Source organism: Sphingomonas azotifigens NBRC 15497 (assembly GCF_002091475.1).
Lineage (GTDB): Bacteria > Pseudomonadota > Alphaproteobacteria > Sphingomonadales > Sphingomonadaceae > Sphingomonas > Sphingomonas azotifigens.
The window spans coordinates 25,528-50,995 of record NZ_BCTR01000019.1 but is presented as its reverse complement, the minus strand read 5'-3'; the positions used below and the strand labels follow the sequence as shown (position 1 = coordinate 50,995).

Genomic DNA, 25,468 nt, shown 5'->3' with positions numbered 1-25,468 from the left:
CCAAGGAGTATGACCGATGACCCAGCTGGCAAGCCTCCTCTCGTCCGGTTCGCGGAACGGCCTCACCCCCGATCCGCTTGCGGGCGCTGGCCTGCCGATCGATGGCGAGCGCGGCACGGGCGCGGTCGGCGGTTCGGCACTCAACCGGCTGCTCTCCTCGCCCGATAGCCTCGCGCATCTCGGGCCAGGCGCGAACGTCCACGAAGTCCGCAAGGGCGAGACGCTGAGCGAGATCGCGGCGGCGAACGGCACCAGCTGGCAGCGCCTCGCCGAGATCAACGGCATCGCCAACCCGGCCTTGATCCAGGTCGGCCAGCAGATCCGCCTGCCGAACGCCGCGCCTGCGACCTACACGGTCAAGCCCGGCGACACGCTGCGCGGGATCGCGGCCGCGCATGGCACGACCGTAGCTGACATCGCCGCGCGCAACGGCATCCTCCATCCCGACCGCATCCACCCCGGGCAGCGGCTGACGCTGGGCGCGGCGCACCCTGCCCAGCGTTCGCAGCGGGGCCAGCTCCAGGCGGCGACGCTTGCAAATCCGAGTAGCACGCAATCCCGCGGCACAGCGCAGCCGGGCGCGGCGTCGATCAAGGCGGCGGACCTGGCCGAGCAGCGCGCCGCCGGCCATGTGTCGATCGGCCGCTGCTATGCCTGGGTGAAGACGGCACTGCAGCAGTCCGGGGCGGTGCGCGACTATCTGCCCGGCGTGGCCGCGAAGGGTGCCGGTCCCGCGCTGGCGCAGCGCGGCTTCGTCAATCTCCTCGACCAGCCGGGCGCGAACATCCGCTCGCCCTATGATGCCCCCAAGGGCGCGGTGCTGGTCTATGGTGCCGCCCCCGGCGCCACCGACCGCAACGCCAAATATGGCCATATCGAAATCCGCACCGATCATGGGTTCGCGAGCGACTATGCCTCGGCCAACGCCCGCACCGGCGGTGCCGCCAATGGCCTGACGGGCCGCGGTCGCACCCTGATCGGCGTGTATGTAAAGCCCGACGCCCAGGCACCGGCGGCCGCACCCGCCGCGCCGCAGGCCGCCGGCGCAGACGCCCCGCAAGGCGCCTATGCACCCGAGGACCTCTCGCTTGGCGCCAATGAACAGTATCGCGGCGCCATTCTCGAAGCTTCGAACCGCACCGGCATGGCGCCGCAGACCGTCGCCGCGATCATCGATGCCGAGGCGGCGAAATCGCAGGGCGTGTGGCAGGCCAATTCCAAGGCCGGAACCTCGTCGGCCACCGGCCTCACCCAGTTCCTCACCGGCACCTGGATCGGCGAGGCCACCCGCCCCGGCAGCCTCCTCAACCAAGAAGCCAAGGCGCTCGGCCTGGTCGGCAGCGACAACCGCGTGGCCGATCGGGCGGGGCTGCTCGCGGCACGCAACGATCCGCGCCTGTCGATCCTCGCCGGCGCCGACTATGCCCGGCACAATGTCGCCGCGCTGCGCGACAGCGGCCATGTCCCCGCCGACGCGTCGCCCGCCGCAATCGCCAAATATGCCTATATCGCCCATCACGAGGGCCTGGGCGGTGCGCGTGGGCTGATCGATGGCGAGATGGGGTATCTGCGCGACGGCACCTTCGAGGCGAACGTGCCGAGCAAGCAGCGCGGCGCCTATCTCGACGCTGCCGGCGGCAATGAGGGCGCGGCCTATCGCGGCTGGATCTCCGACTATATCGACCGCAACATCGATGTGACCCGGTTCATGGGCAACGGGCAGAACGTCGAGGTGCCGGCGGTCCGTTCGCTTTACCGCTGAGGCGCTGCGGGGTAGAGGATCGGCATGCGTTTCTCGAGACACGCCAGCATTCTGGCCCTTGCACTTGCCGCGTGCGGGGGTACCGCGCCGGAAGCGCCCGCGAACGCCTCTCGCGAAGCGGCCGCCACCGTGCCCGCCGCGGGCCAGGAGGACGCCTACGCCGCCTGCCAGGCGCGCGCAAATGGCGACGCATCGGCGCTGACCGCCTGCGCCGACACCGCGATCGCAGCCGCCGGACGGGGCATCGACAGTCCCGAAGCGACTGAAGCCTTCCGCACGGCACTTCAGGAACTGGGCGATACGGCCGCGGAGTCCGGTGGCGCCGCGGCGCGGGTGACTTTCGCCCAGGCGGCCGTGCACGCGGCGCGAGAACGCGCGGCCCTGCTGACCGGCGCAGCGGAATCGCCTACGCCGTCGCCAGCGTCGGCACCGGCAAGCGATGCCTGGGTAAGGAGCCGCACGATCAGCTGCCGCGAGCATCCGGTGCCGCGCTGTTCGGCGCGCTACGACGCGCTGCTCCCGAGCCTGATGCCCGCACCCGCAAAGGACGCCGCAATGGCAACCGCCCCCGCAAAAGGCCTGCCGCTTCCCACTTGTGACGCGATCAAAGCGGACGGAAAGGTCGGCGGCGCCCTCGCCGACGCCTTCTATGCCCGCTATCCCAAGGCACTGGCCGGGGAGGCCAGCGTCGAACAGGTGGCGCTCGACGCCCCGGCACTCGACAATGTCGTCCGCTACCTCGTCTGCGTGGCCGGCGCGACCGACTATGACCCGGTGGTGGCGGAGAACGGTCTCGCGCTGTTTGTCAGCAAGCGCCACGGCGCCGCCGCCCGCCATGCGCTTTCCGCGCTCGCCCAAAGCGCCGACCCCATCGCTGGCGCAGCGCGGCGCTTTGACGCGCAGATCGCGGGGTATCTGCGCGGCCAGCGCTGATCCGGTGCGCGGGCGTTGCCAAGGCTTGGCACGATCTTAGTCGCGCGCCGAGCTTCCTCGGCACGCAGCATCCTCGCGTTCGAAGACGCGTTCGCGGGCGCCTTGGCTGTCGATTGGAAGGCGGTGGAGCCGCTTGCCATCCACCAGGCTGGTTGCGCGGGCGACACGACGGCGCTAAGGGGCGCGCCGCGCAGGCACTTCGCCTGCTGCACCAGGAGTAACTGGATTGCTGGACCGCCTGCCTTGCATGGGCGCGGCCGGTACGATCCGTTCGCTGCCGTAACGCGCCTTCCGAACCGAGGCGATGCTGCGTGGCGATGCGGATCCGCCGCCCCGTAGCCCGAATACCAACGGACAAAGCCGTACCCGCGCGGCTCGCATGGCGAGCTTGCGCGCTGTCGGCGCGAACGGAAGACATCATGAACGAATGGACGATCGTCCGGAGCATGGCGCTCCGGATCGGGGCGGTAGGTGCCGAGCGCTTCGGCCGCGCCCTGCAGAACTGGGCGGAAGAGCATGCTGCGTGGCTAGGCCTTGGCGAAACCCACAGCTGGGATGCCGCACGCGAGGCGCTGGCGCAGCGGGAGGACAGCGCGCCGATGCCGCACGCGCTTGCCGTAACGCAAGTGCTGGCGGAGACGCTGGCGCTCGACGGCTTCGATGCCGCCTTTCTGGCCCTGCTGGTAGCGGTGGACCGGCTGCCGCGGGTCTCGGCGCTCGCCCGGCTGTGGAGCGGACAGGGTCGCGACCTGCCCGCGCTGCTGGGCGAACTGGCCGGTGCCCCGGCGCACGACGCCGATCGGGCCGTGCGGCGCAGCGCCGCGCTGCGGCTGGGGCTCGCCGGCTTCTACGCGACACGCCAGGGCGTGGTCGACGTCGATATCCGCTGGCCGTTCGAGCGACTGCTCGACCGCGCGGCGGCCGAGCGCGAGTCGGTCATCGCCGCGATCATCGGCCGGAACCAGCCGGCGCGGCTGGCACTCGACGATTTCGCGCATGTCGCGGATGCGACCTTCCTCGTAAGGCTGCTGCAGGGGGCCACCCAATCCCGAGCGATCGGAGTCAACATCCTGATCCACGGGCCGCCCGGCACCGGCAAGACCGAGCTGGCACGGACACTCGCCGGCGCCGCCGGCCTCGCGCTGCACGGCGTTGGCGAGGCGGACGACGATGGCTGCGAACCAAACCGACATGATCGGGTGAGCGCCCTTCAGCTCGCCCAGCGGATGATCGGCCGCACCGGCGGCGCGGCACTGCTGTTCGACGAGATGGAGGACCTGATCGGGGACGCCAAGCCGTCCCCCGGCGACTGGTTCCAAGGGCGGCAAGGCAGCAAGGTGTTCGTCAACCGGCTGCTCGAGACCAATGCGGTGCCGGTTTTGTGGACCACCAATGCGATCGGCAACATCGATTCGGCGATCCTGCGGCGCATGAGCTTCGTGCTGAAGCTCGATCTGCCGGGTCCCCGCGCTGCCCGGCGGATCCAGGCGCGGATTGCCGCCGAGGAAGGCGTGGACGCCCATCCGCTGGTCGCGGCGCTGCTCGATCGCGCACCGGAAGCGGCCAGCGTGCTGCGGGTCGCCGCCCGCGCGACACGGCTGGCGGGCGAAGCCGATGGTGGCGCCCGCCCCGCGGCGGCGCTCGTGCGGGCGCTGCGGGGCACCGAACTGCCGCCGGCGATGGGCGACGGGCTCGACCTCGATCTGTTCGAAAGCGATCCGCCGCTGGCGCCGCTGGTCGCGCGGCTGGCGACGGGCCCGGCCGATGTGTCGCTGCTGCTCACCGGCCCGCCGGGCACGGGCAAGACCGCGCTTGCCCATCACCTCGCCCGGGCGATGGACCGGCCGCTGGTGGCGAAGCGCGCGTCCGACCTGCTGTCCCGCTGGGTCGGCGGGACCGAAGCGGCCATCGCCGACGCCTTTGCCGAGGCGCGCGAGCGCGGCCAGGTGCTGCTGTTCGACGAGGCGGATTCGCTGTTGTTCGATCGCGCCACCGCGTCGCAGAACTGGGAGGCCGGCCAAGTGAACGAAATGCTGACCTGGCTCGATCGCCATCCGCTGCCGGTGATCGCCGCGACGAACCACGTCCAACGGCTGGATCCGGCAGCGATGCGGCGCTTCGTGTTCAAGATCGGCCTTGCCCCGCTCGGTCAGGCACGCGCGGCGCTGGCGTTCGAGCGCTTCTTCGGCAAGCCGGCACCGGCAGCCCTGAAGGAACTGCGCACCCTCACCCCGGGTGATTTCGCCACGGTGGCGCGCCAGCTTCGGCAGGCAGGGAACCTCTCGGCGCAGGAGATCGTCGCGCGACTGGCGGCGGAAACGGCGTGGAAGCCCGAGCGGGCCGCCGTCGGCTTCTGATGCCGGCTAGCCCCGGTGCGGGTGCCGCCGCACCGGGTCAGCTGCCATCCACGGACTGCGGTCCCGGGCCTGGCCCCCTCCCCTCGCGCGCGCCCTCTCCTAGCGTCCGCTCTCGGCCGCGATCAGCCGATACCCCACGCCGGGTTCGTTGACGATCAACTGCGGGCGGGCGGGATCCGCCTCCAGCTTCTGCCGGAGGTTGCGCACCACGATGCGGAGATAATCGAGCTGCTGGACATGCGCAGGGCCCCACACGTCGCGCAACAGCTGGCCATGGGCGATCACCCGGTCCGGATGCGCCGCCAGGATCGCCAGCACGCCATATTCCTTGGGCGCAAGATGCACCGGCACGCCGTCGCGACGGACGCGGCGGTGGAGGAGATCGATCTCCACCACACCCGCGACGACCTGCTCACGCTCGGCCGAACCCGCAAGGCGGTGGCGGAGCGCGGTGCGCAGGCGGGCGAGCAGTTCCTCGGTATCGAACGGCTTGATGCAGTAATCGTCGGCGCCGAGATCGAGCGCCGCGACTTTCTCGCTGGTCTCGGTGCGCGCCGAGACGACGATCACCGCCGCCCCGCCCGCCTTGGCCTGCTGGATCAGCTCGATGCCGTCGCGATCGGGGAGGCCGAGGTCGAGCAGCACGGCATCGGGCTTGTCGATGCCGAAGGCGGCGATGGCCTCGCGTGCCGTCGCCGCCTCGATCACCTGGTGCTCTGCGCGGGTGAGGGCCCCGCGCAGCAGCCGCCGGATATGGCTGTCGTCCTCGACGATCAGGACCTTGGTTGCGCTCGCCATGACTTGGCTTAGCGAGCGCCGCCCTGCCGGTCGAGCGCGAGATTGAGCGCGAGCACGTTGACCCGTGGCTCGCCGATCAGCCCGAGCAGCGGCCCCTGCACATTCGCCTCGACCAGCTGCGCGACGCGATCGGCCGCGATGCCCCGCGCCTTGGCGACGCGCGCCACCTGGAAGCGCGCCGCTTCCGGGCTGATCTCGGGGTCGAGGCCCGAACCCGATGCCTGGAGCAGGTCGGCCGGGGCATCGGCACCCAGGCGCTTCTGGTCGGCGGTCACCCGGTCGACCAGCTTCTTCGAGGCCGGCCCCAGGTTGGAGCCGCTCGAGGCCAGCGGGTCATAGCCATTGCCCGCCGCCGAGGGCCGCCCCTGGAAATAGCGAGGCCCGGCAAAGCTCTGGCCCAGCAGCATCGAGCCGCGCAGCTTGCCCGCATCGTCGCGCACCAGCGAGCCATTGGCCTGAGCCGGGAAGAACAGCTGCCCGGCGCCGGTCACCATCAGCGGATAGACGATCCCCAGCAGCGCCGCGAAGATCAGGGTGAACAGGAGCGTGGGACGGAGGCCGGAAACGAGATCGGAACGCATGGCGATATCCTCCTCAGAAACGGGTGGAAACGCCCAGATAGACCTGGGCATCGGGGGTGGCCTGGTTCAGGCCGAAATTGGCGCCGAGATCGAGCTGCAGCGTCGGGCGCAGCAGATAGCTGGCGGCGACATCGGCAGAGGTCTGGGTGACATAGGCCGCAGGGTCGAAATTGCGCGCTGCCCAGAATTCGCCGATCAGCGAGAATTTGGACGTCACCGCCTTCACCACGTTCACCGTGCCGACCAGCTGCGCATGATGGCCATGGCCGTCGCTGTCGGCGAGCACGTCGCCCTCGGGGCCGAAGGTGAGCGTGAAGCCCTTGGGCAGTGCGACGTTGATCGGCACGGCGACGCCGCCCTCGGTCTCGCCATTGCCGATGCCCGTCTTCGCCGTGGGGATCTTCACGAAGGGCAGCAGCGCGATCTGCACATGGCCCGACGGGTCGGTGAGCCGCTGCTTCAGCCGCAGCGTAAGGTCGCCGACGCCGTGGAGCGTCTGCGTGCCTTGCGCGGTGCGGGTGCGGACGGTTTCATAGGGCGCGATGTTCGCCTCGATGTCGGTCGAGCCGGTCAGGCCATATTTGAGCGTCGGATTGGTGTAGAGGATCGTGTCGACGCGGGTGTCGCCGGCATCGGTGCGGGTCCAGTTGCCGAGATCGGTCTCGAGCTGCACCATGCCTTGCGGCACGGTGCAGGCGAAGTTCGACTTGGTCGGGCGGTCGGTGCACAGCGCGGGCGCTGCCGGTGCGGCGGCCGCCGGGGCGGCAGGCACGCTGTCCTGCGCGAAGGCCGGAACGGCAACGACGGTGAGCGACGCGAACGAAAGAAACGTACGGAACATGTTGGTTCAAATCCTCAGGCGAGGTGAAGGCCGGCAACGGCCAGATCGATGAGCTTGATGCCGATGAACGGCGCGACCAGGCCGCCCAGGCCGTAGATGGCAAGGTTGCGGGCGAGCAGCTGGCCGGCGCCCATCGGCTTGTAGGTCACGCCCTTGAGCGCCAGCGGCACCAGGAACGGGATGATGATCGCGTTGAAGATCACCGCCGACAGGATCGCGCTGGTCGGGCTCGACAGGCCCATGACGTTGAGCACGCCGAGGCCGGGATAGAGCGCGACGAACATCGCCGGGATGATCGCGAAATACTTCGCGACGTCGTTGGCGATCGAGAAGGTGGTCAGCGCGCCGCGCGTCATCAGCAGCTGCTTGCCGAGGCCCACGATCTCGATGAGCTTGGTCGGATCGCTGTCGAGATCGACCATGTTGCCCGCCTCGCGCGCCGCCTGGGTGCCGGTGTTCATCGCCACGCCGACGTCCGCTTGGGCCAGCGCCGGCGCGTCGTTGGTACCGTCGCCGCACATCGCGACGAGCTTGCCGCCCTGCTGTTCCTGGCGGATCAGCGCGAGCTTGTCCTCCGGCGTGGCCTCCGCAAGGAAGTCGTCAACGCCCGCCTCGGCCGCAATGGCGGCGGCGGTGAGCGGGTTGTCGCCGGTGATCATCACCGTGCGGATGCCCATCCGGCGCAGCTCGGCGAAGCGTTCGCGCACCCCTGCCTTGACCACGTCCTTCAGCGCCACCGCGCCGAGCAGGCGGCCGTTGCGAACCACCGCCAGCGGGGTCATGCCGCCACGCGCGATGCCGTCGGTAATGCGCTTGAGCTCGGCAGCGCCGGCGGCGTCCGGATCCATCTTGAGGATCGAGTCGACCGCGCCCTTCAGGATCACCGTGTCGCCCTGGCGCACGCCCGAGCTGCGGGTCTGCGCGGTGAAGGGGATCACTTCGGCATCGGCATCGAGCTTGGCGTCGAAGGCGAACTTCTCGCGGCCCAGCGTCACGATCGAGCGGCCCTCGGGCGTCTCGTCGGCGAGGCTGGCGGTGAGCGCCGCTTCGGCCAGCGTGCGTTCTTCGACGCCGGTCAGCGGGTGGAAGGCGCTCGCCTGGCGGTCGCCGATGGTGATGGTGCCGGTCTTGTCGAGCAGCAGCACGTCGACGTCGCCTGCAGCTTCCACCGCGCGGCCGGACTTGGCGAGCACGTTGAAGCGCACCAGCCGGTCCATGCCCGCGATGCCGATCGCGGAAAGCAAAGCCGCGATCGTCGTCGGGATCAGCGTGATCAGCAGCGCGGCCAGCACCGCCACCGGGATCGCCCCGCCGGCATAGGTGGCGAAGGCCGGGATCGTGCCCACCGCGATCAGGAAGATGATCGTCAGGCCGACGAGCAGGATGGTCAGCGCGATCTCGTTCGGCGTCTTCTGGCGCTCGGCGCCTTCGACCAGCGCGATCATGCGGTCGAGGAAGCCCTTGCCGGGATCCTGGGTGACGCGAAGGATGATCTTGTCCGAGATGACGCGGGTGCCGGCGGTCACGGCCGAACGGTCACCGCCCGCCTCGCGGATCACCGGCGCGCTTTCGCCGGTGATCGCGGCCTCGTTGACCGAGGCGACGCCCTCGACGACTTCGCCGTCGGCCGGGATCAGGTCACCGGTCTCGACCAGCACGAGGTCGTCGCGCTGGAGGAGGTGCGCCTCGACCTTGCGCCAGGTTTCGCCGACGCCGGTGAGCTTCTTGGCCTCCAGCTCGGACTTGGTGGCACGCAGCGACGCCGCCTGGGCACGGCCCCGGCCCTCGGCCAAGGCTTCGGCGAAGGTGCCGAACAGCACGGTGAGCCACAGCCAGACGATCAGCTGGACCTGGAACCCGACCGGCAGCGGCTCACCGCCGAGTGCCAGCAGGACGGTGAGCAGGAGCGCCGCCACCGCGGTGGTGAACAGGATGGGGTTGCGGATCAGCTCGCGCGGATCGAGCTTGCGGAACGCGTCCCCGATGGCCGGGCCGATCAGCTCGGCCGCAAAGATGGACTTGGGTGCAGACATTGCTTGTCGTCCTCAGAAGAGCTGGCCGCGGAGCAGGGTGACGTGATCGGCGATCGGCCCCAGCGCCAGGCTCGGCAGGAAGGTGAGCCCGCCCAGGATCAGGATGATGCCGACGAGCAGCCCCACCCACAGCGGCCCCGTGGTCGGGAAGGCGCCGACGCCGCCGGCTGCGTGCTTCTTGGCGGCGAGGCTGCCGGCGATCGCCAGTACCGGCACGATCACGAAGAAGCGGCCGAGCCACATCGCGATGCCGAGCATGGCGTTGTAGAAGGGCGTGTTCGCCGAGAGACCCGCAAAGGCCGAGCCGTTGTTGCCGGTCGCGGAGGTGAAGGCGTACAGGATCTCCGAGAAGCCGTGCGGGCCGTTGTTGGCGATGCCCGCCAGCCCGGCCGGCAGCACCGAGGCCAGCGCCGCGCCGCCCAGGATGCAGAGCGGCAGGATGGCGATGGCGAGCACTGCCAGCTTCACTTCGCGCGCCTCGATCTTCTTGCCGACATATTCGGGGGTGCGGCCCACCATCAGCCCGGCGACGAACACCGACAGGATCGCGAACAGCAGGAAGCCGTAGACGCCCGCGCCGACGCCGCCGACGACAATCTCGCCGAGCTGGATGTTGAACAGCGGGATCAACCCACCGAGCGCCGTGAAGCTGTCATGCATCGCATTGACCGCGCCGCACGAGGCTGCCGTGGTGACCACCGCGAACAGCGAACTGCCGACGATGCCGAAGCGGGTTTCCTTGCCCTCCATATTCGCACCGGCGACATGGATCGCGTGGAGCGCCGGGTTGCCGGCGGACTCCGCCGCATAGGTCACCGCGACGCCGCCGAGGAACAGCACCGCCATCGCGGCGAGGATTGCCCAGCCCTGGCGGGTGTCGCCAACGGCTTTGCCGAAGGTCCAGGTGAGGCCGACACCGACGACGAAGATCGACAGCATCTGCACGAAGTTGGAGAGCGCGGTCGGGTTCTCGAAGGGGTGCGCCGAGTTGGCGTTGAAGAAGCCGCCACCATTGGTGCCGAACATCTTGATCGCTTCCTGGCTGGCAACCGGGCCCAGCACGATCGTCTGGCGCGCACCTTCCAGCGTGGTCGCGTCGACGCTGCTGGCCAGCGTCTGCGGCACGCCGCACGCGATCAGGAACAGCGCATAAACGAGGCAGGCCGGGATCAGCAGGTAGAGCGTCACGCGGGTGAAGTCGGCCCAGAAATTGCCGATCCCGCGCGCTTCCTTCCGCGCGAACCCGCGGAACAGCGCGAAGGCAATCGCGATGCCGGTCGCTGCCGAGGTGAAGTTGTGGAGCGTCAGCCCGAGCGCCTGCGACAGGTTGGAAAGCGTCGATTCGCCCGCATAGCCCTGCCAGTTGGTATTGGTCGCAAAGCTGATCGCGGTGTTGAACGCACCGTCCGCGCCCATGCCGGCCAGCCCGCGCGGGTTCCATGGCAGCACCGCCTGGAGGCGGAGCACCGCATAGGTGAGCAGCGCGAGCGCGAGGTTGAACAGGATCAGGTGCAGCGCATAGGCGCGCCAGCCCTGCTCGGCGTTCGGGTCGATGCCGCCGATGCGGTAGATGCCGCGCTCGACAGGGCCGAGCACGCGATGGAGCGGGGTGCGGCGACCTTCGTAGAGCGCGAAGAGCCACAGGCCCATCGGCTTGGCGGCGGCCGCCAGGATGGCGACGAACAGGGCGATGAAGCCCCAGCCTTGGAGTGTCATGCGGCCCTCCTCAGAAACGCTCGGGCCGCAGCAGGACGGCGACGAGGTAGACGAGCAGCGCGAGTGCGGTCGCGCCGGCGAGCATCAGGTGGAGGCCCATGGGATCAGGCCTTCACGCACAGCTGGACGAAGGCCAGCGTCAGCAGGAAAAGCCCGCCGAGCGCGGCGAGCCAGAGAATGTCGGACATGGGTTGTGGCCCTTGGCTATGGCACCGCCGGGTGGCGGCTTGGGCGCGATCTAGGTCCGCCGGCCGTTAAGCTTCGACGGCGAAAGCCGGGCGCGGGCATTAAGATTCCATATAGTCGGGCGGTGGGGCGTGGCGTTCGGCCGCAGGTTCGGCGTATCGAAGGCGCTTCTCGGCTTTGAACAGGGTAATCGCTGATGGATTGCGGGACGGCGCCTGCCACACACCACCGTCATTCCCGCGAAGGTGGGAATCCATTGCCCTGTGCGCTGGGGGCACGAACCGCGGCACCAGCGCCAATGGATCCCCGCCTTCGCGGGGATGACGGCTTGGAGGTCAGTGCCCGCACTCCAAGCTATTCGGAAAACGCAACCCGCGAGAGGCGCGCCCGTTGAACGACCGCCCCAATCCCGATGCGCTGCTGCGCGAAGCCCGGCGCGAGGCGCGCGGGCGGCTGAAGATCTTCCTCGGCGCCGCCCCCGGCGTCGGCAAGACTTTCGAGATGCTGCGCGAGGGCGCCGAGCGGCTCCGCGACGGGAAGGACGTCGTCATCGGCGTGGTCGAGACGCATGGCCGCGCGGAAACCGAGGCGCTGGTCGCGCCGTTCGAGGTGCTGCCCCGCAAGGCGGTGGAGCATCAGAGCCACCGGCTGGAGGAGATGGACCTCGACGCGATCCTCGCCCGCCGCCCGGCGCTGGTGCTGGTCGACGAACTCGCCCACACCAACGCCCCCGGCTGCCGCCATCCCAAGCGCTGGCAGGATGTGGAGGAGCTGCGCGACGCGGGCATCCACGTCTACACCACGCTCAACGTCCAGCATGTCGAGAGCCTCAACGACGTGGTGGCGAGCGTCACCCGGGTACGGGTGCGCGAAACCGTGCCGGACGCGATCTTCGACGATGCCGAGATCGAGCTGGTCGACCTGCCGCCCGACGAGCTGATCGACCGGCTGAAGGAGGGCAAGGTCTATGTGCCCGCCGAGGCGAGCCGCGCGCTTGCCCATTTCTTCTCCAAGGCCAATCTCTCCGCGCTTCGCGAAATGGCGCTGCGCCGCGCCGCGCTCAGCGTCGACCGGGCAATGCTCGACCATCTCGACGCGATGGCCGTGCCCGGCACCTTTGCAGCCGGTGAACGCGTGCTGGTCGCGGTCAGCGAACTGCCCGGCGGCGACGGGCTGGTGCGCGCCGGCAAGCGGCTTGCCGATGCGCTCAAGGCATCGTGGCAGGTGGTGTTCATCGAAACGCCGCGCGCCGCGCGCTTCCGCGCCGAGCAACGCCGCCGCGTGGCCGAGACGCTACAGCTGGCGAGCAGCCTCGGCGCCACGGTCGCCACGGTTCCCGCCGCCACGGTGATCGACGGCCTGCGCACCCACCTGACCGGCATGCGCGCCACCCAGCTGGTGCTCGGCCGCTCGCGCCGCAGCTGGTGGTTCGAGCTGCGCCACGGCTCGGTGGTCGAATCGATGCTGCGCGCCAGTGAGGGGGTGGCGGTGCACGTCCTGCCGGCGGCGCCCACGCAGGCGAGGGAAGCGCGTCGTCCCCCCCTGCCGGCATTTGGTCGCTGGCAGGAGCATCTGGTCGGCGCGCTCGCCGTGGCGCTCACCGTGCTGCTTGGACGCGCCACGCTGCCGCTGATCGGCGCCGGCGGGACCGACCTGCTGTTCCTGCTGCCGGTGATCGTGATCGCCTTCCGCTTCGGCTTCGGCCCCGGCGTGTCGGCAGCGGCAATGGCAGGCCTCGCCTATAATTTCTTTTTCCTGCCGCCGCTCTACACCTTCACCATCGGCGATCCCCAGAGCGTGCTGACCTTCTGCGTGCTGGAAGCGATCGCGCTGTTCACCGCCAACCTCACCGCACGGCTGCGCGCCCGCGCGACGCTGGGCACCCGGAGCGCGCAGGAAAATGCCGCGGTCGCGGCGTTCGGCCAGGCGCTCGCCCGCGCCTCCGACACCGAAAGCACCAGCCGCGTGGTGTGCGAGGAAATCGCTCAACTGCTCGGCGTCTCGGTCATCCTGCTCGTCCGCCGGGAGGGCGGGCTGGAACGGATCGCCAGCTGCCCCGACGACGCGCCGCCGATGGGCGCGGTCGACCATGCCGCCGCCGAATGGGCGTGGAGCAGCGGTGAGGCCGGCGGAGTCGGCACCGGCACGTTGATCGCCGCCGACTGGCAGTTTCACCCCCTGCGGACCAGCCTGGGCGTGCTCGCGGTGCTGGGCCTCGCGGCGCAGGACGGACGCGAGCCGATCACCCCCGATCGCGCGCTGCTGCTCTCCACTCTGCTTGGCCAGGCAGCGCTGGCGCACGAGCGGCTGCGGCTGGAGCAGGACGTGCGCGAGGTTTCCGTGCTGCGCGAGCGGGACCGGCTGCGCGCGGCGCTGCTCTCCTCGATCGGCCATGACCTCCGCACGCCGCTGACCTCGGTGGCGGCGGCGGTGGATACGCTCGCCCGCATTCATCCCGGCGAGCCCGCAACCGCCATCGCCCGCGCCGAAGTCGTGCGGCTGCGACGCTTCCTCGATAATTTGATCGACATGGTGCGCATCGATGCCGGTGCGGTGACGCTGAGCATCGAGCCGATCGACCTTACCGACGCCGCCGCCTCCGCCGTCCACGACCTGCGCGACGTGCTGGCCGATTGCAACGTGGTGCTTGGCGTGCCGCCGGACCTCCCGCTGGTGCGTGCGGATCCGAGGCTGCTCCATCACATCCTGCTGAACCTGCTGACGAACGCGGCTATCCATGGCGGCGCCGGCAAGATCGAAATCCTCGGCAAGCGGACGGCCGATGGGGTGCGCCTGGCGGTCCGCGATCATGGGCCGGGTCTTCCGGGGCACGGCGGCGCGGCGACGTTCGAGACCTTCGCACGCGGTGCAGGTACCGATCGCCGGCTCGGCAGCGGGTTGGGACTGGCGATCGTCAAGGGCTTCGCGGATGCCATGGGCGCGCCGATCCATGCGGACAATGCCGAAGACGGCGGCGCGGTGCTCGCGATCGATCTGCCGGTCCATACGGCGCGCTGACCCCGCGCTGTCCAGCGCGTCCAGCCGTGCCAAAACGGCCTTGCCCGGTTCCCTCTCGCACCAGATGCTACCCGTTCGCCTGCTCCGCGTACGCCTGTCGGCGGCTAAGGGACCGGAGCGGTCCGTTCATAGGGCGGGATGCGCGCTCAAGCGCGCCGCAGCACCCAGCGATACAGGCTCGGCAGCAAAACCAGCGTGAGCAATGTCGAGGTAACGATGCCGCCGACCACCACCGTGGCGAGCGGGCGCTGCACTTCGGCGCCGGCACCGCTCGCGATCGCCATCGGCAGGAAGCCGATCGAGGCGACCAGCGCGGTCGACAGCACCGGCCGCAGCCGGTCGCGCGCGCCCTGGCGCACCGCATCGTCGATCGGCAGCGCCTCGCCTTCGCGGCCATCGCGCAGGCCATTGATATGGTCGATCAGCACCAGCCCGTTGAGCATCGCAATGCCCGACAGCGCGATGAAGCCGATCGCCGCGGTGATCGAGAAGGGCATGCCGCGCAGCCATAGCGCAAGCACCCCGCCGGTGATCGCGAACGGAATACCGGTATAGACGATCGCCGCCTCGCGCAGGCTGCCGAGCGCGGCATAGACCAGCAGGAAGATCATCAGCAGCGCCACCGGCACCACGATCGCCAGCCGCCGCTGGGCGGCTTCGAGCTGGTGGTACTGCCCGCCGAACTCGATTCGGTGGCCGGGGGGCAGCTTGATCTGCTGCGTCAGCGCCGCCCGTGCCTTGTCGACATAGCCGGCGAGATCGCTGGTCGACAGGTTCACCATCAGCGCGGCGCGCCGATTGCCGTCATCGTGGAGGATCGGCTCGACCATCTTCGTCTCGCGCAGCCGTGCGACGCGCGACAGTGGCACGATGCCATAGGCGCCGACCCGCAGGGGCAGCGCGAGGATCGCCTGCGGGTTGGCGCGCAGTCCCTCGGCCATGCGGATCACGATCGCGTGGCGCGCGGCATTGTGCGGGATGAAGCCCACCTCGGCTCCGGCCACTGCGTCGCTGATCGCCTTGTTCACTTCCTGGGTGCCGATCCCCAGCCGCAGCAACGCCGCGTGGTCGAGTTCGACCACGATCGTCTTGGGGCGACCGGAGGTTTCGAACTCGACGCCTGCGGTGCCGGGCTGCTTCGCCAGGATCGCCTTCGCCTGCGCCGCCGCGCGTTCGAGCACGTCATAATCGTCGCCGTAGATCTTTACTGCGACGTCAGCGCGCACGCCCTCCAGCATCTCATTGAAGCGCATCTCGATCGGCTGGGCGAATTCGAGATTCTGCCCGGCATAGACCTGTTGGGCGACATTCTCGATGCCGGCGACCAGTTCCTCCTTGGTGCGCGGCTTGCCCTCGCCCTTCGGCCAGTCCTTCTCCGGCGCGTAGAAGATGTAGAGGTCGTTCTGTTCGGGCGGCATCGGATCGGTCGCGACTTCGCTGGTGCCGATGCGCGAGAAGCTGTGGGTGACCTGGGGGAAGGCCTTGCGGATCGCCACCTCGGTCGCCTGCTCGATGGCGAGGCTGCGCTCCAGCGACATGCCGACCGGGCGGTAGACCATCGCGGTGATCGCACCTTCGTCGAGTTGCGGAGTGAATTGCGAGCCGAGCGTCCGGAAGGTGAGAACGGTCGCGCCCAGCAGCGCCGCCGCGCCGATCACCAAGAGCAATGGATGCGCGAGGGCTGCGGAGAGCACCGGCGTATAGGCGCGGTTGGCGAGGCCGATCAGCCCCTTCTCCTCCTCCGGCTCGGCATGGGTAACCGGTGCGCGGAGCAGCCAGGCGGAGAGCATCGGCACGATCGTGAAGGTCCAGGCGAGCCCGGCGACGATCGCCAGCATGACCGCCTGGGCCATCGGCTGGAACAGCTTCCCCTCCACCCCGCCCAGGCTCAGCACCGGCACATAGACGAGCGCGATGATGGCGATGCCGAAAAAGGTGGGCCGCGCCACGCTGCGTGCCGCCTCGGCGACGATCGCGCGGCGTTCTTCGATGTCGAGGTCGCCGCCCTTTTCCTGCCGCCGCACCGCCAGCAGCCGCAGCGCATTCTCGACCACGACGATCGCGCCGTCGACGATCAGCCCGAAGTCGAGCGCGCCGAGGCTCATCAGATTGCCCGACACGCCGATCGCATGCATGCCGGCGACGGTGACGAGGAAGGCGAGCGGGATGACGAGTGCGACGATCAGCGCCGCGCGCCAATTGCCCATCACCACCAGCAGCACCAGCGCAACCAGCAGCGCGCCTTCGCCGAGGTTGCGCTCTACCGTCGCGATCGTGCGGTCGACCAGATCGGCGCGGCTATATTGCCGGTCGATCGTCATGCCCTTGGGCAGTGCCTCCCGGATCGCGGGCAGCGCGGCCTCGATCCGCAGCGCAACCTGACGGCTGTTTTGCCCGACCAGCATCATCGCGGTGCCGAGCACCGTCTCGCGCCCGTTCTGCGTCGCGGCCCCCTGGCGCGGACCATGGCTGGTGACGACGGTGGCGAGGTCGCGGACCTGCAACGGCACCACGCCGGCGGCAAACTTGACCGGGATCGCGCCGATCTGCTCGGCGGTCATTACCCGCGCATCGGTGCGAACGGCAAAGCGTTCGGCCCCACGCGCGATAATGCCACCACCTGCATTCTCGACATTGCCCGCCACCGCCTGCGCCAGCTCGGCGGCGGTGATTCCGTGCGCGGTCAGCCTGGCCGGATCCGGCTGGACGACATATTGCTCCTCCAGTCCCCCATTCGAGTTGACGTCGGCGACGCCGGCCACCGCGCGCAGCATTGGCCGCACGGTATATTCCTGCGCCTCGTAGAGCTCCATCAACTGGCGCTCGGCCGACATGCCCGGCGGCGGCTGGCGCCATTCGAGCGTGTAGTAATAGATCTCGCCGAGGCCGGTGGTGATCGGCGCCAGCTGCGGGGTGCTGCCCGCCGGCAGCTGGTCGCGCACCGCATTGAGCCGCTCGGTGACGAGCTGGCGCGCCTTCAGCTGGTCCGTCCCGTCCTTGTAGAGCAGCGTGACCTGGCTCAGCCCGGTCTTGGTGAGCGAGCGGGTCTGGTCGAGCCCCGGCTGGCCGCCCATCGCCCGCTCGATCGGCAGCGTCACCAGCCGCTCGATCTCCTCGGGTGCGAGCGCGGCGACGGGCGTGTTGATCTGCACCTGCACGCCGGTGATGTCCGGGATGGCATCGATCTGCAGGCTGAAATAAGACCAGAGCCCGACAGCTGCGACGACCGCGCTGACCGCCGCGACGGCGAGCCGGTGATGGGTTACCCAGTGGAGCCAGCGCTGCATGGTGTCAGCGCGCCAGCGGATTGCCGCCGTTCAAGGCGCGCAGTTGGAGCAGCGCCTCGATCGCATCACGGCGGGTGTCGAGGATCGCGCTGGTCGCTTCCAGATAGGCCTGCTGCATCTGGGTATAGGTGGTCAGCGGAATCGCCCCCAGCCGGTAGTTGCGATCTGCCTCCGCCGCCGCGGCGGCAAAGTGCTGCGCCGACGCGCCCTCCCATTTCGCCAGCGCCTCGCGCTTGGCCTGATATTGCGCGGCCTGATCGAACACCTCGCGGGCGATGCGGCGCTCGGCGGCGATCAACGCAGCGTTCGCCTGTGCCTGCCGCCCCTGCTCGGCGGCGACATCGCCGGCCTGGCGATTCCACAGGGGAATACTGGTGGTGAGGCGGACGCCGACATTGGTCTCGCGAATGTCCGATCGCGCGCGATCATAATAGGGGCCGACGCTCACCACCGGAATGCGTGCCTTCCGCGCCAGATCGACGCGCAGCCCCTGCTGCTCGAACTGCGCCCGCAGTGCCTGCAACTCGAAATTATTGGCGCTGGCCTTGCTGACGAGCGCCCCATCGGGCGGCAGATCGGGCAGGCTCATGTCCGGCCGGACGATGCGAACGCGCGCGGCAAAGGGCGCGCCGCGCAGCTGGTTGAGCTCGTACAGGATCGCATTCGCCTCGGCATCCGCCGCCGCGGCGCTGCGCTCGGCACTGATCGCGCTGGCCTGAAGCGCGGTCGCCTCCAGCTGCGGCGAGGGGCCGGCGGGATCGCGCGCGACGATCACCTGCGCCAGCGTCCGCATCCGGTTGGCAACCGCGCGCGCCGCCCCCGCCTTCTCGTCCGCCGCGAACAGCCGGTAGCCGAGCGAACGCGCCCGCGCCGCGAGCGTCGCCTCGAACTGCTGCAGGCCAATCCGCGCCAGTGCCACCTGGCGGTCGGCGATCGCCCGCCGGAGCGCAACGCGTCCGCCGAATTCGATCGGCTGGGTAACCGATACGGCATAGGTCATCCCCTCGCCGTTCAGCGCCCCGGTATTGACGTCGGTCGCGCGGCGCTGACCGAATTCCACCGTCGCTTCGGGATCCGCCCAGCGCCCGGCGGCTTCGCGCACCACGCCCGCGGCGTCGATCTGCTGCTGGTAGAATTGCCGTTCGGGATTGTTGGCCACCACGTCGCGCGCGAGCGCATCGAGCGACACGGCCGGACCGCTTTGCGCCAGCGCGGGCGTTGCGAGCCCCATCCCCAAGGCAGCCATCAGCATCCGCATCGTTCGTCTCCGATCCATCCGCGCGCCCCCTACCGGCGCCGCTTCAGGGGCGTCGACTAAAACCGCGTTCAGACTCTGAACCGCAATTCAGTTGACGGCGCGCCGCTCGCGGCGAAACACCGCAACCGTGACGCAGATCCTGCTCCTCGAAGACGATCCCGGCACCGCCGACGAGATCCGGCTGGAGCTGGCCGCCGCCGGCCACGGCGTGCACCACCGCGCCACGCTGGCGGCGGCCGCCGAAGCGGTGCGCGCCGGCGGCATCGACCTGCTGATCGTCGATCGCCAATTGCCGGATGGCGAGGGGCTGGACCTGATCGCCGCCCTGCGCGCCGACGGTTTCCGCACCCCGGCGCTGGTGCTGAGCGCGCTTGGCAGCCTCGACGATCGTGTCCGCGGCCTGCGCGCGGGCGGCGACGACTATCTCCCCAAACCGTTCGCGCTGGTCGAGCTGCTCGCCCGGGTGGAGGCGCTGCTCCGCCGCCCCGACGAACGCCGCGACACCCGGCTGATCGTCGGCCCGCTCGATCTCGATCTGCTTGAGGGCAAGGCCAGCCGCGCCGGCCGCCCGCTCGACCTGCTGCCGCGCGAGCTCAAGCTGCTCGACTATCTGGTGCGCCGTCCCGGCCGCATCGTCACCCGATCGATGCTGCTCCAGGATGTGTGGGGCTATAGCTTCGAGCCCAACAGCAACGTCGTCGACGTGCATATCGGCCGCCTGCGCCGCAAGGTGGATGGCGAGGGCGAACTGCAGCTGATCCGCAACGTGCGGGGACAAGGCTATGTTTTCGATGTTCCGGCCTGACCCGCGCACCCGCGCGACCTGGCGCTGGGGCGGCGCGCTTGCGGCGATCCTGATCCTCCAGTCGCTGGTGCTGGCCGCGATCTTCTGGGTCACCGCCAACGGCAATCACCGTCGCGCCATCGAGCACACGCTGCTCGACGATTGCAGCTTCTTCGCGCTGACGCCGCCAGCCGAGCGGGCCGAGGAACTGCGCGAGCGGCTGGCCCGCGACATCCACCGCGAGCGCTTCCTTGCGCTGTTCGATGCGCACGGACGGCGCATCGCCGGCAATGTCGCGACGATGCCGGTGTTGCCGGCCGGCACCGGCGCCTCGATCGTCGCCCCCGTGGCCCCTACCGAGCTCCCCGGCAAGACCAGCGACGTTGCCCGGCTGACGCTCTGCCCGCTGTCCGACGGCACCAGGCTGCTGAGCGGCATGGACCTGGACGATACCGAGGAAGCGCTGCGGCTGACCTGGCAATCGCTGCTGTTCGGCCTGCTCCCCGGGCTGGTGCTCGCGCTCGGCGTCGGCCTCGTCGCCGGGCGCCGCGCCGCGCGGCAGGTGGATACGATGCGACTGCTTACCGAACGGATCGTCTCGGGCGATCTCGCCCAGCGGCTGCCCGTGCCGGCCCGGCCCGACAGCTTCGGGCTGCTCTGCGCGCACATCAATACGATGCTCGATCGGCTGCAGATGCTGGTGGCCGATGTGCGCGGCATCGGCGACGACATCGCGCATCAGCTGCGTACCCCACTCACCCGCCTGCGCGCCGGACTGGAGCGCGGCCTGCGCGAAGCCCAGGACCGCGCGGGCTTCGAACGGGTGATTGACCGCAGCCTGGCGGAGATCGACGGCCTGCTAGGCATCGTCGCCGCGCTGCTGCGCCTGCGCGAGCTGGAAGACGGCGCCCGCCGCAGCCGCTTCGCGCCCGTCGACCTGACCCGCCTGGTGGAGGATGCCTGCGAGCTGCACCGCCCGGTCGCCGAGGATCGCGGGATTCACCTGCATTGCAATTGCGTGCCGGTGCCGCCGATCGATGGCGATGCCAGCCTGCTGATCGAGGCCGTCGCCAACCTGATCGACAATGCGATGAAGTTCGGCCCGCCCGGCGGCACGGTAACGGTTCGGCTGCTGCTCGATGCCGGCATGCCGGTGATCGCGATCGCAGACCAGGGCGACGGCGTGCCCCCGGCAGAGCGGTCGCTGGTCACCCAGCGTTTCTATCGCGTGCGTATCGAGGGAAGCGGCGCCGGGCTCGGCCTTGCGCTGGTAAAGGCGATCGTCGACCTGCATGGCTTCGCGCTCGGATTTGCGCCGCAGGGGAGCGCCGTGACGATCCGCTGCGGCCGAACCGGCTACTAGCGCCGGGCGCACCGATACCGTCGATCATCCTGCACCATCTGGTGACGGACGGGCGCACTTCGGACGTGGCACTTGGTGAGCGCGTACATCTTTCCAGCACCGCAACCGCGCGCCGCCGCAAGATCCTGGAATAGCGCGGCGTGTTCCGCGGCTATACCGCCGACGTCAACATGTCGGCGCTCGGCTATGGCATCGACGTGCTCGTGTCGATCGAGCTGAGTTCGCAGGCGGAACAGGCGCTGAACGAGTTCGAAGCGGTGGTGGTGCGCTGCCCCTCGATGTCTTTCTGCAGCGCCATGTCGACCCGCTGACCGGGGAGGCCCAGCGCGAGGGCGGCGACATCGTCGTCACCGGCTCGCGCATCGAGCGCGACGGCTATAGCGCTCCCACGCCGGTGAGCGTGATCAGCAGCAAGGAGATCCAGACCGTGGCACCGGCGAACATCGCCGATCTGGCCAACACCCTGCCGGCGGTGCGCGGCAGCTCGACCGCGGCCAATTCCAACGGCTCGCTGAGCAACGGGCTGGCGGGCATCGCCTCGGTCAACCTGCGTTCGCTGGGATCGAGCCGCACGCTGGTGCTGTTCGACGGGCAACGCTCAGTACCCTCGGCGACGAGCGGCGTGGTCGACGTCAACACCTTCCCCCAGGCGCTGATCAAGCGCGTCGAGGTAGTGACCGGCGGCGCCTCCTCGGCCTATGGCTCGGACGCCGGCCCGACCGGTTCGTTCGATCCGGCATCCCCGAGGGATGCCGGATCGACATATCGTCAGGGCCGGACCTGCAGGTCGACATGGATGCGGATGGCGTCGTGCCGCCAATATTCGCGGTCATATTCGACCACCGCGCCATTGGCGGCGAAGCTGGTCCGCACCACCAGCAGGCCGGGCGTACCGGTCTTCACCCCCAGCTTGGACGCGACCTCGGCGGTGAGCGCGCAGGGCCGCATGTCGACGCGGTTGCGCTCGGCCTTCAGCCCATATTGGGTGGTGAGGATCTGGGTCAGCGAGCCGTTGAGATCATGCTCCCCCAGCCCCGGCGCCAGCGCGGGATCGACGATGATGCGCTCGATCAGTACCGCCCGCCCGTCGATCGAGCGACGGCGCGTCAGCAGATGCATCGGCGTGCCCGGCGCGCGGCGGAAGATGTCCGCCACCGCCGAGGGCGCGGCGATGCTCTCCAGCGCCAGCGTCTCCGTCGCCGGCACGCGCTGCTGCTCGACGACATAGGTCATGAAGCCGGCCCAGCGGGTGGGATCATAGGTCACCGGCGGCGGCGAGACGTACCAGCCGCTGCGATCGCGACGATAGATCAGCCCTTCGGCCTCGAGCTGGAACAGCGCTTCGCGGATCGTGCCACGCGCGGTGCCGGTATCGGTCTGCAACTGGCGCTCGGAAGGCAGCCGCGCGCCCGGGGCGAGCTTGCCCAGATCGATTGCATTGGCGATCTGGTCGCGCAGCGCGAGATATTGCGGGCGATCCTCGGCGCCGCGCGCCGGGCTCAGCAGCGAAATTCCAGACGGCATCGAAGGCCCATGCCCTTTGCAACAGCGATGCCGCCGCTTGGCAGCGCGGGCGCTGCGCCGTCAAGCCGCACCACGCGTAAAAAAGGGGGACGACGCCGCGGCGCCGCCCCCCAGGCCCCCCCTCGGGCAGGCGATCAGAAGTTGACGTTGGTGCGCAGGATGAAGGTACGGCCCGGCTCCATATAGTCCTTCTGGTAGCTCGGATTGTCGCCCTTGGTCGTGTAGTAGCGCCAGTCGTTCAGCAGGTTCGCCACGTCGAAATCGACCGCGATCCTGCGGGTGATGTTGTAGCGCGAGTGGAAGTCGACACTGCGATTGTGCTGCACCCACTTGTCGACGGCGTTGTCGCGCAGATCCTCGATATACTTGCCCCGATAATTGTACGACAGCTTCATCTCGATGCCGTACTTCTGGTAGGTGATCGCCGCGTTGTAGAGCAGGTGCGGCGTGTTGACGAACCGCATCTTAGCCCCGTTACGATAAGGCTGGCCGCTGTCCGCCGCGCTGTGCTGCACGGTGAGGTTGCCCTCCAGGCCAAAACCGTCGAACGGCGCAGCAAGGCCCTGCAACTGCTTGATGACGCCCAGTTCGACGCCATAGACCTCGGCGGTCTTGCCGTTCTCCGGCTGGGTGATCTCGATCGTGCCGGTGCGCGTGTCGGCGTTGATCTGGTTGCCGTTGGTGAAGATGAAGTTCGAGATGTGCTTGTAATAGCCGGCGAGCGACAGCTGGCTCGACGCATCCGGATACCATTCGAGCGAGACGTCGGCATTGGTCGATTTCGCCGGCTTCAGGTCCGGGTTGCCGCGGCTGATCGAGAGGATCTGCTTGGTCACCGGATCGCGGCCGATCGACTGGCCGCTCGAGAGATAACCATATTCGGGCGGCGAATAGCCGGTCCACAACGCCGCGCGATAGACATGCTTGGCATCCGGCCGCCAGTTCGCGGTCACGCTCGGCAGGAACACGGTGTAGCTGCGCGTGGTGCTGTCGAAGCCGCTGTTGCTGCCGTCGTCGGACCAGAAACGGTTATAGGTCTCGCGATGCTCCACCCGCGCACCGGTGATCACGGTGAGGTCGCCGGTCTTGAAGTTGGCGAGCGCATAGCCGGAGGTGATCGTCTCGCGGCCGTTGCGATCGTCGCGCAGCAGATCGGTGCCGCTGGCGACATTGCCCGGCTGGGCCTTGATCGCGGCGTCGATCGCCCGCACCACGGCGTCGCGGCCCATCACCGCGCCATAATAATATTCGCCGCCCAGGATGCTGTTGACCGTCTTCTGGATCAGCCCCGAGGCCGCCAGCGACTTGCCGTCGAGCGGGGTGCCGCTGAAATCGCCGTTCCATACCGGCGTCGAGTCATAGCGGCGGCTGGAGCGGAGCCACTTGGCGCCGACCTGCACGTGATCGAGCACGCCGCCGACATCGTAGCGCGCGTCGAGCTTGGCGGCCCAGCGATCGTCGGTCTGCTTCCAGCGATCGAGGCTGGCGCCGTCGAGCGGCAGCAGCGAGGGATCGCGCTCCACATTGGCGGCGAAGGCCGGCAGGCTGGCGTGCGGGAAGCGCGGATCGCGCGAAACCCAGTCGATACCAGTGGCGTTGAACGGATAGCTGCAGACGTCGCAATTGTAGCTGACGCTGTAATGGTCCGGCGATTCCTGGCTGCCGGTGCTGTAGCTGAGATCATAATTCAGCTTCAGCCTGTTGAGGCTGCTGCTGCCGCCGATCTGCACGGTCGCGAGATACTGGGTATTGTCCTGCGTCTCGAACGTCCGCGCGAACTGGAACACCTTGGGGTTCCACACGCCCGATCGGCCGTTGAGCGACCAATATTGCTTCGAGTTGCGGTCCGCATCGGTGATCCGGCCGTCACCGTCGACGTCGACGATCTGGGCCGGCGTATAGCCATAGATGTTGCCCAGCTTGGGATCGGTGCCGATGATCATGTCCTGCGGCTGGCGCAGGCTGGTATCCTCGGGGTTGACCTGGGTCAGCCGCTTGCTCTTGCGGTTGCGATAATCGGTATAGTCGTTCGTGCCGGTCTTCTCGGCATGCGAATATTGGCCCCGCAGATAAAGCTGGGTGTTGTCGCCATGCCAGTCGAGCGAGGCATTGCCACCCCAGCGGATCTGCTGGAACCGGCGATAGTCGAGGTCGATGCCCGGCAGGTGCATGTTGGTCTGCGAGATCGTCTCGGTCGAGTTCTTGCGCCAGACATAGGGCTCCCACTCGCCGTCATTCTCGGTTTCCTGGCTGTTGCCATGGGTGACGCCGTAATTGCCCGAGACGAAGATGCCGAAGCGATCATCGGCGAAGCGGCGACCATAATCGAGCTGACCCTGATAGAGCGCGGCATTCTCACCCGAATTGCGGGCATAGCTGTTGAAGCCGCCGCTCAGCCAGGCGCGCAGCACCTGGTTGTTCTTGAAATCGAACGCGGTGGGCGTGCGGAAATTGATCGAGCCGCCGATCGCGTCGCCGTCCTGATCGGGGGTCAGCGTCTTGGTGACGCGGATCTCGGCGAGGCCGTTGGGCGGCAGCAGGTTGAGCGAAACGTCGCGGCTGCCGCTGTCGGTCTGCGCGACGCGGACGCCGTTGATCGACACGGCGTTATAGGTGCCCGAAAGGCCGCGGATCGTGACATACTGGCCTTCGCCGGTCTCCTGGTTGACGATCACGCTGAGGCCGGGAACGCGGGCGAGCGCGTCGGCCACGGTGGCGTCGGGGATCTTGCCGAGATCGTCGGCGCTGATCACTTCTACGACCGAAGTCGCGGTGCGCTTGGCGGCAATCGCCGCCTGGGTGCTGAGCAACTGGCCGTTGACGACGATCTCGGACTCGCCGTCCTGCTGCTGCGCCCAGGCAGCGGCGGGCGTCAGCGCCGCCATCATGGTGGTGGCGAGCACGAGCCTGCGAATGCGCTGCACGCGAATGGAATGCTGCATGGTTTCCCCCTCGTCGTTGCCGACGATCCCTGACTGCGTCGCCGTTCAAGCCGAGCGGGCGCACGCCTCCACGCCCCCCCGGCAC

Annotated in this window: 18 protein-coding genes and 1 pseudogene; 9 read left to right on the top strand and 10 right to left on the bottom strand. The window is 69.0% G+C overall.

Annotation, left to right across the window (positions count from 1 at the left end; translation table 11 throughout):
* Positions 1–16 precede the first annotated feature (16 nt).
* The 3 genes from SAZ01S_RS08640 to SAZ01S_RS08630 all read left to right on the top strand — a co-directional run bounded on the left by SAZ01S_RS08640 (position 17) and on the right by SAZ01S_RS08630 (position 5,052).
* Complete coding sequence (locus SAZ01S_RS08640; RefSeq protein WP_084581871.1) at positions 17–1,762, top strand: LysM peptidoglycan-binding domain-containing protein; 1,746 nt, start codon at positions 17–19, stop codon at positions 1,760–1,762.
* Between the two features lie 24 nt (positions 1,763–1,786).
* Complete coding sequence (locus SAZ01S_RS08635; protein WP_084581870.1) at positions 1,787–2,695, top strand: hypothetical protein; 909 nt, start codon at positions 1,787–1,789, stop codon at positions 2,693–2,695.
* A gap of 419 nt (positions 2,696–3,114) precedes the next feature.
* Positions 3,115–5,052 (top strand): AAA family ATPase, encoded by a 1,938-nt coding sequence (locus tag SAZ01S_RS08630; protein ID WP_084581869.1) that lies wholly within the window; start codon positions 3,115–3,117, stop codon positions 5,050–5,052.
* A 99-nt stretch (positions 5,053–5,151) separates the two neighbouring features.
* Here SAZ01S_RS08630 and SAZ01S_RS08625 read toward each other — a convergent pair whose 3' ends face one another.
* From SAZ01S_RS08625 to kdpF, 6 genes are read right to left on the bottom strand one after another with little or no spacing between them, the layout of a single operon-like run.
* Positions 5,152–5,850 (bottom strand): response regulator, encoded by a 699-nt coding sequence (locus SAZ01S_RS08625; RefSeq protein WP_084581868.1) that lies wholly within the window; start codon positions 5,848–5,850, stop codon positions 5,152–5,154.
* An 8-nt stretch (positions 5,851–5,858) separates the two neighbouring features.
* The gene (gene kdpC, locus SAZ01S_RS08620; protein WP_084581867.1) at positions 5,859–6,431 is read right to left on the bottom strand and encodes a potassium-transporting ATPase subunit KdpC; all 573 of its coding nucleotides are present in this window, start codon (positions 6,429–6,431) and stop codon (positions 5,859–5,861) included.
* A gap of 13 nt (positions 6,432–6,444) precedes the next feature.
* Entirely contained in the window at positions 6,445–7,272 is an 828-nt protein-coding gene (locus SAZ01S_RS08615; protein ID WP_084581866.1) for a transporter, read from the bottom strand.
* 14 nt (positions 7,273–7,286) lie between these two features.
* Complete coding sequence (gene kdpB / locus SAZ01S_RS08610) at positions 7,287–9,305, bottom strand: potassium-transporting ATPase subunit KdpB (RefSeq protein WP_084581865.1); 2,019 nt, start codon at positions 9,303–9,305, stop codon at positions 7,287–7,289.
* A 12-nt stretch (positions 9,306–9,317) separates the two neighbouring features.
* On the bottom strand, positions 9,318–11,021 hold the full coding sequence (gene kdpA, locus SAZ01S_RS08605; protein WP_084581864.1) for a potassium-transporting ATPase subunit KdpA: 1,704 nt from the start codon (positions 11,019–11,021) through the stop codon (positions 9,318–9,320).
* Positions 11,022–11,031: 10 nt separating this feature from the next.
* Positions 11,032–11,121 (bottom strand): K(+)-transporting ATPase subunit F, encoded by a 90-nt coding sequence (gene kdpF, locus SAZ01S_RS08600; protein WP_019368916.1) that lies wholly within the window; start codon positions 11,119–11,121, stop codon positions 11,032–11,034.
* Positions 11,122–11,597: 476 nt separating this feature from the next.
* Here kdpF and SAZ01S_RS08595 point away from each other — a divergent pair, with 476 nt between their 5' ends.
* A complete protein-coding gene (locus SAZ01S_RS08595; RefSeq protein WP_084581863.1) occupies positions 11,598–14,225 on the top strand; it encodes a DUF4118 domain-containing protein in 2,628 nt (875 codons plus the stop codon).
* A 146-nt stretch (positions 14,226–14,371) separates the two neighbouring features.
* Here SAZ01S_RS08595 and SAZ01S_RS08590 read toward each other — a convergent pair whose 3' ends face one another.
* Positions 14,372–17,512: an efflux RND transporter permease subunit gene (locus tag SAZ01S_RS08590; RefSeq protein WP_084581862.1), complete on the bottom strand. Its 3,141-nt coding sequence runs from the start codon at positions 17,510–17,512 to the stop codon at positions 14,372–14,374.
* 4 nt (positions 17,513–17,516) lie between these two features.
* Positions 17,517–18,770: a TolC family protein gene (locus SAZ01S_RS08585; RefSeq protein WP_084581861.1), complete on the bottom strand. Its 1,254-nt coding sequence runs from the start codon at positions 18,768–18,770 to the stop codon at positions 17,517–17,519.
* Positions 18,771–18,897: 127 nt separating this feature from the next.
* Between SAZ01S_RS08585 and SAZ01S_RS08580 the strand changes: the two genes are divergently transcribed.
* The 5 genes and pseudogenes from SAZ01S_RS08580 to SAZ01S_RS08565 all read left to right on the top strand — a co-directional run.
* Positions 18,898–19,575: a response regulator transcription factor gene (locus SAZ01S_RS08580; protein ID WP_084581908.1), complete on the top strand. Its 678-nt coding sequence runs from the start codon at positions 18,898–18,900 to the stop codon at positions 19,573–19,575.
* The gene (locus SAZ01S_RS08575; RefSeq protein WP_139810004.1) at positions 19,562–20,917 is read left to right on the top strand and encodes a sensor histidine kinase; all 1,356 of its coding nucleotides are present in this window, start codon (positions 19,562–19,564) and stop codon (positions 20,915–20,917) included. Before SAZ01S_RS08580 ends, SAZ01S_RS08575 begins: the two co-directional genes overlap by 14 nt.
* Complete coding sequence (locus SAZ01S_RS24570; RefSeq protein ID WP_281252155.1) at positions 20,863–21,051, top strand: Lrp/AsnC family transcriptional regulator; 189 nt, start codon at positions 20,863–20,865, stop codon at positions 21,049–21,051. The genes SAZ01S_RS08575 and SAZ01S_RS24570 overlap by 55 nt, the downstream gene beginning before the upstream one ends.
* A gap of 6 nt (positions 21,052–21,057) precedes the next feature.
* On the top strand, positions 21,058–21,228 hold the full coding sequence (locus tag SAZ01S_RS24405; RefSeq protein ID WP_245824722.1) for an Lrp/AsnC family transcriptional regulator: 171 nt from the start codon (positions 21,058–21,060) through the stop codon (positions 21,226–21,228).
* Positions 21,204–21,629, top strand: a pseudogene (locus SAZ01S_RS08565) (TonB-dependent receptor plug domain-containing protein); the annotation flags it as partial. The gene SAZ01S_RS24405 and the pseudogene SAZ01S_RS08565, both read left to right, overlap by 25 nt.
* 56 nt (positions 21,630–21,685) lie before the next feature.
* Here the strand turns inward: SAZ01S_RS08565 and SAZ01S_RS08560 are convergent.
* Both SAZ01S_RS08560 and SAZ01S_RS08555 read right to left on the bottom strand, forming a co-directional pair.
* Complete coding sequence (locus SAZ01S_RS08560; RefSeq protein WP_084581859.1) at positions 21,686–22,441, bottom strand: UTRA domain-containing protein; 756 nt, start codon at positions 22,439–22,441, stop codon at positions 21,686–21,688.
* A 134-nt stretch (positions 22,442–22,575) separates the two neighbouring features.
* On the bottom strand, positions 22,576–25,383 hold the full coding sequence (locus SAZ01S_RS08555) for a TonB-dependent receptor (protein ID WP_084581858.1): 2,808 nt from the start codon (positions 25,381–25,383) through the stop codon (positions 22,576–22,578).
* Between the last annotated feature and the right edge of the window lie 85 nt (positions 25,384–25,468).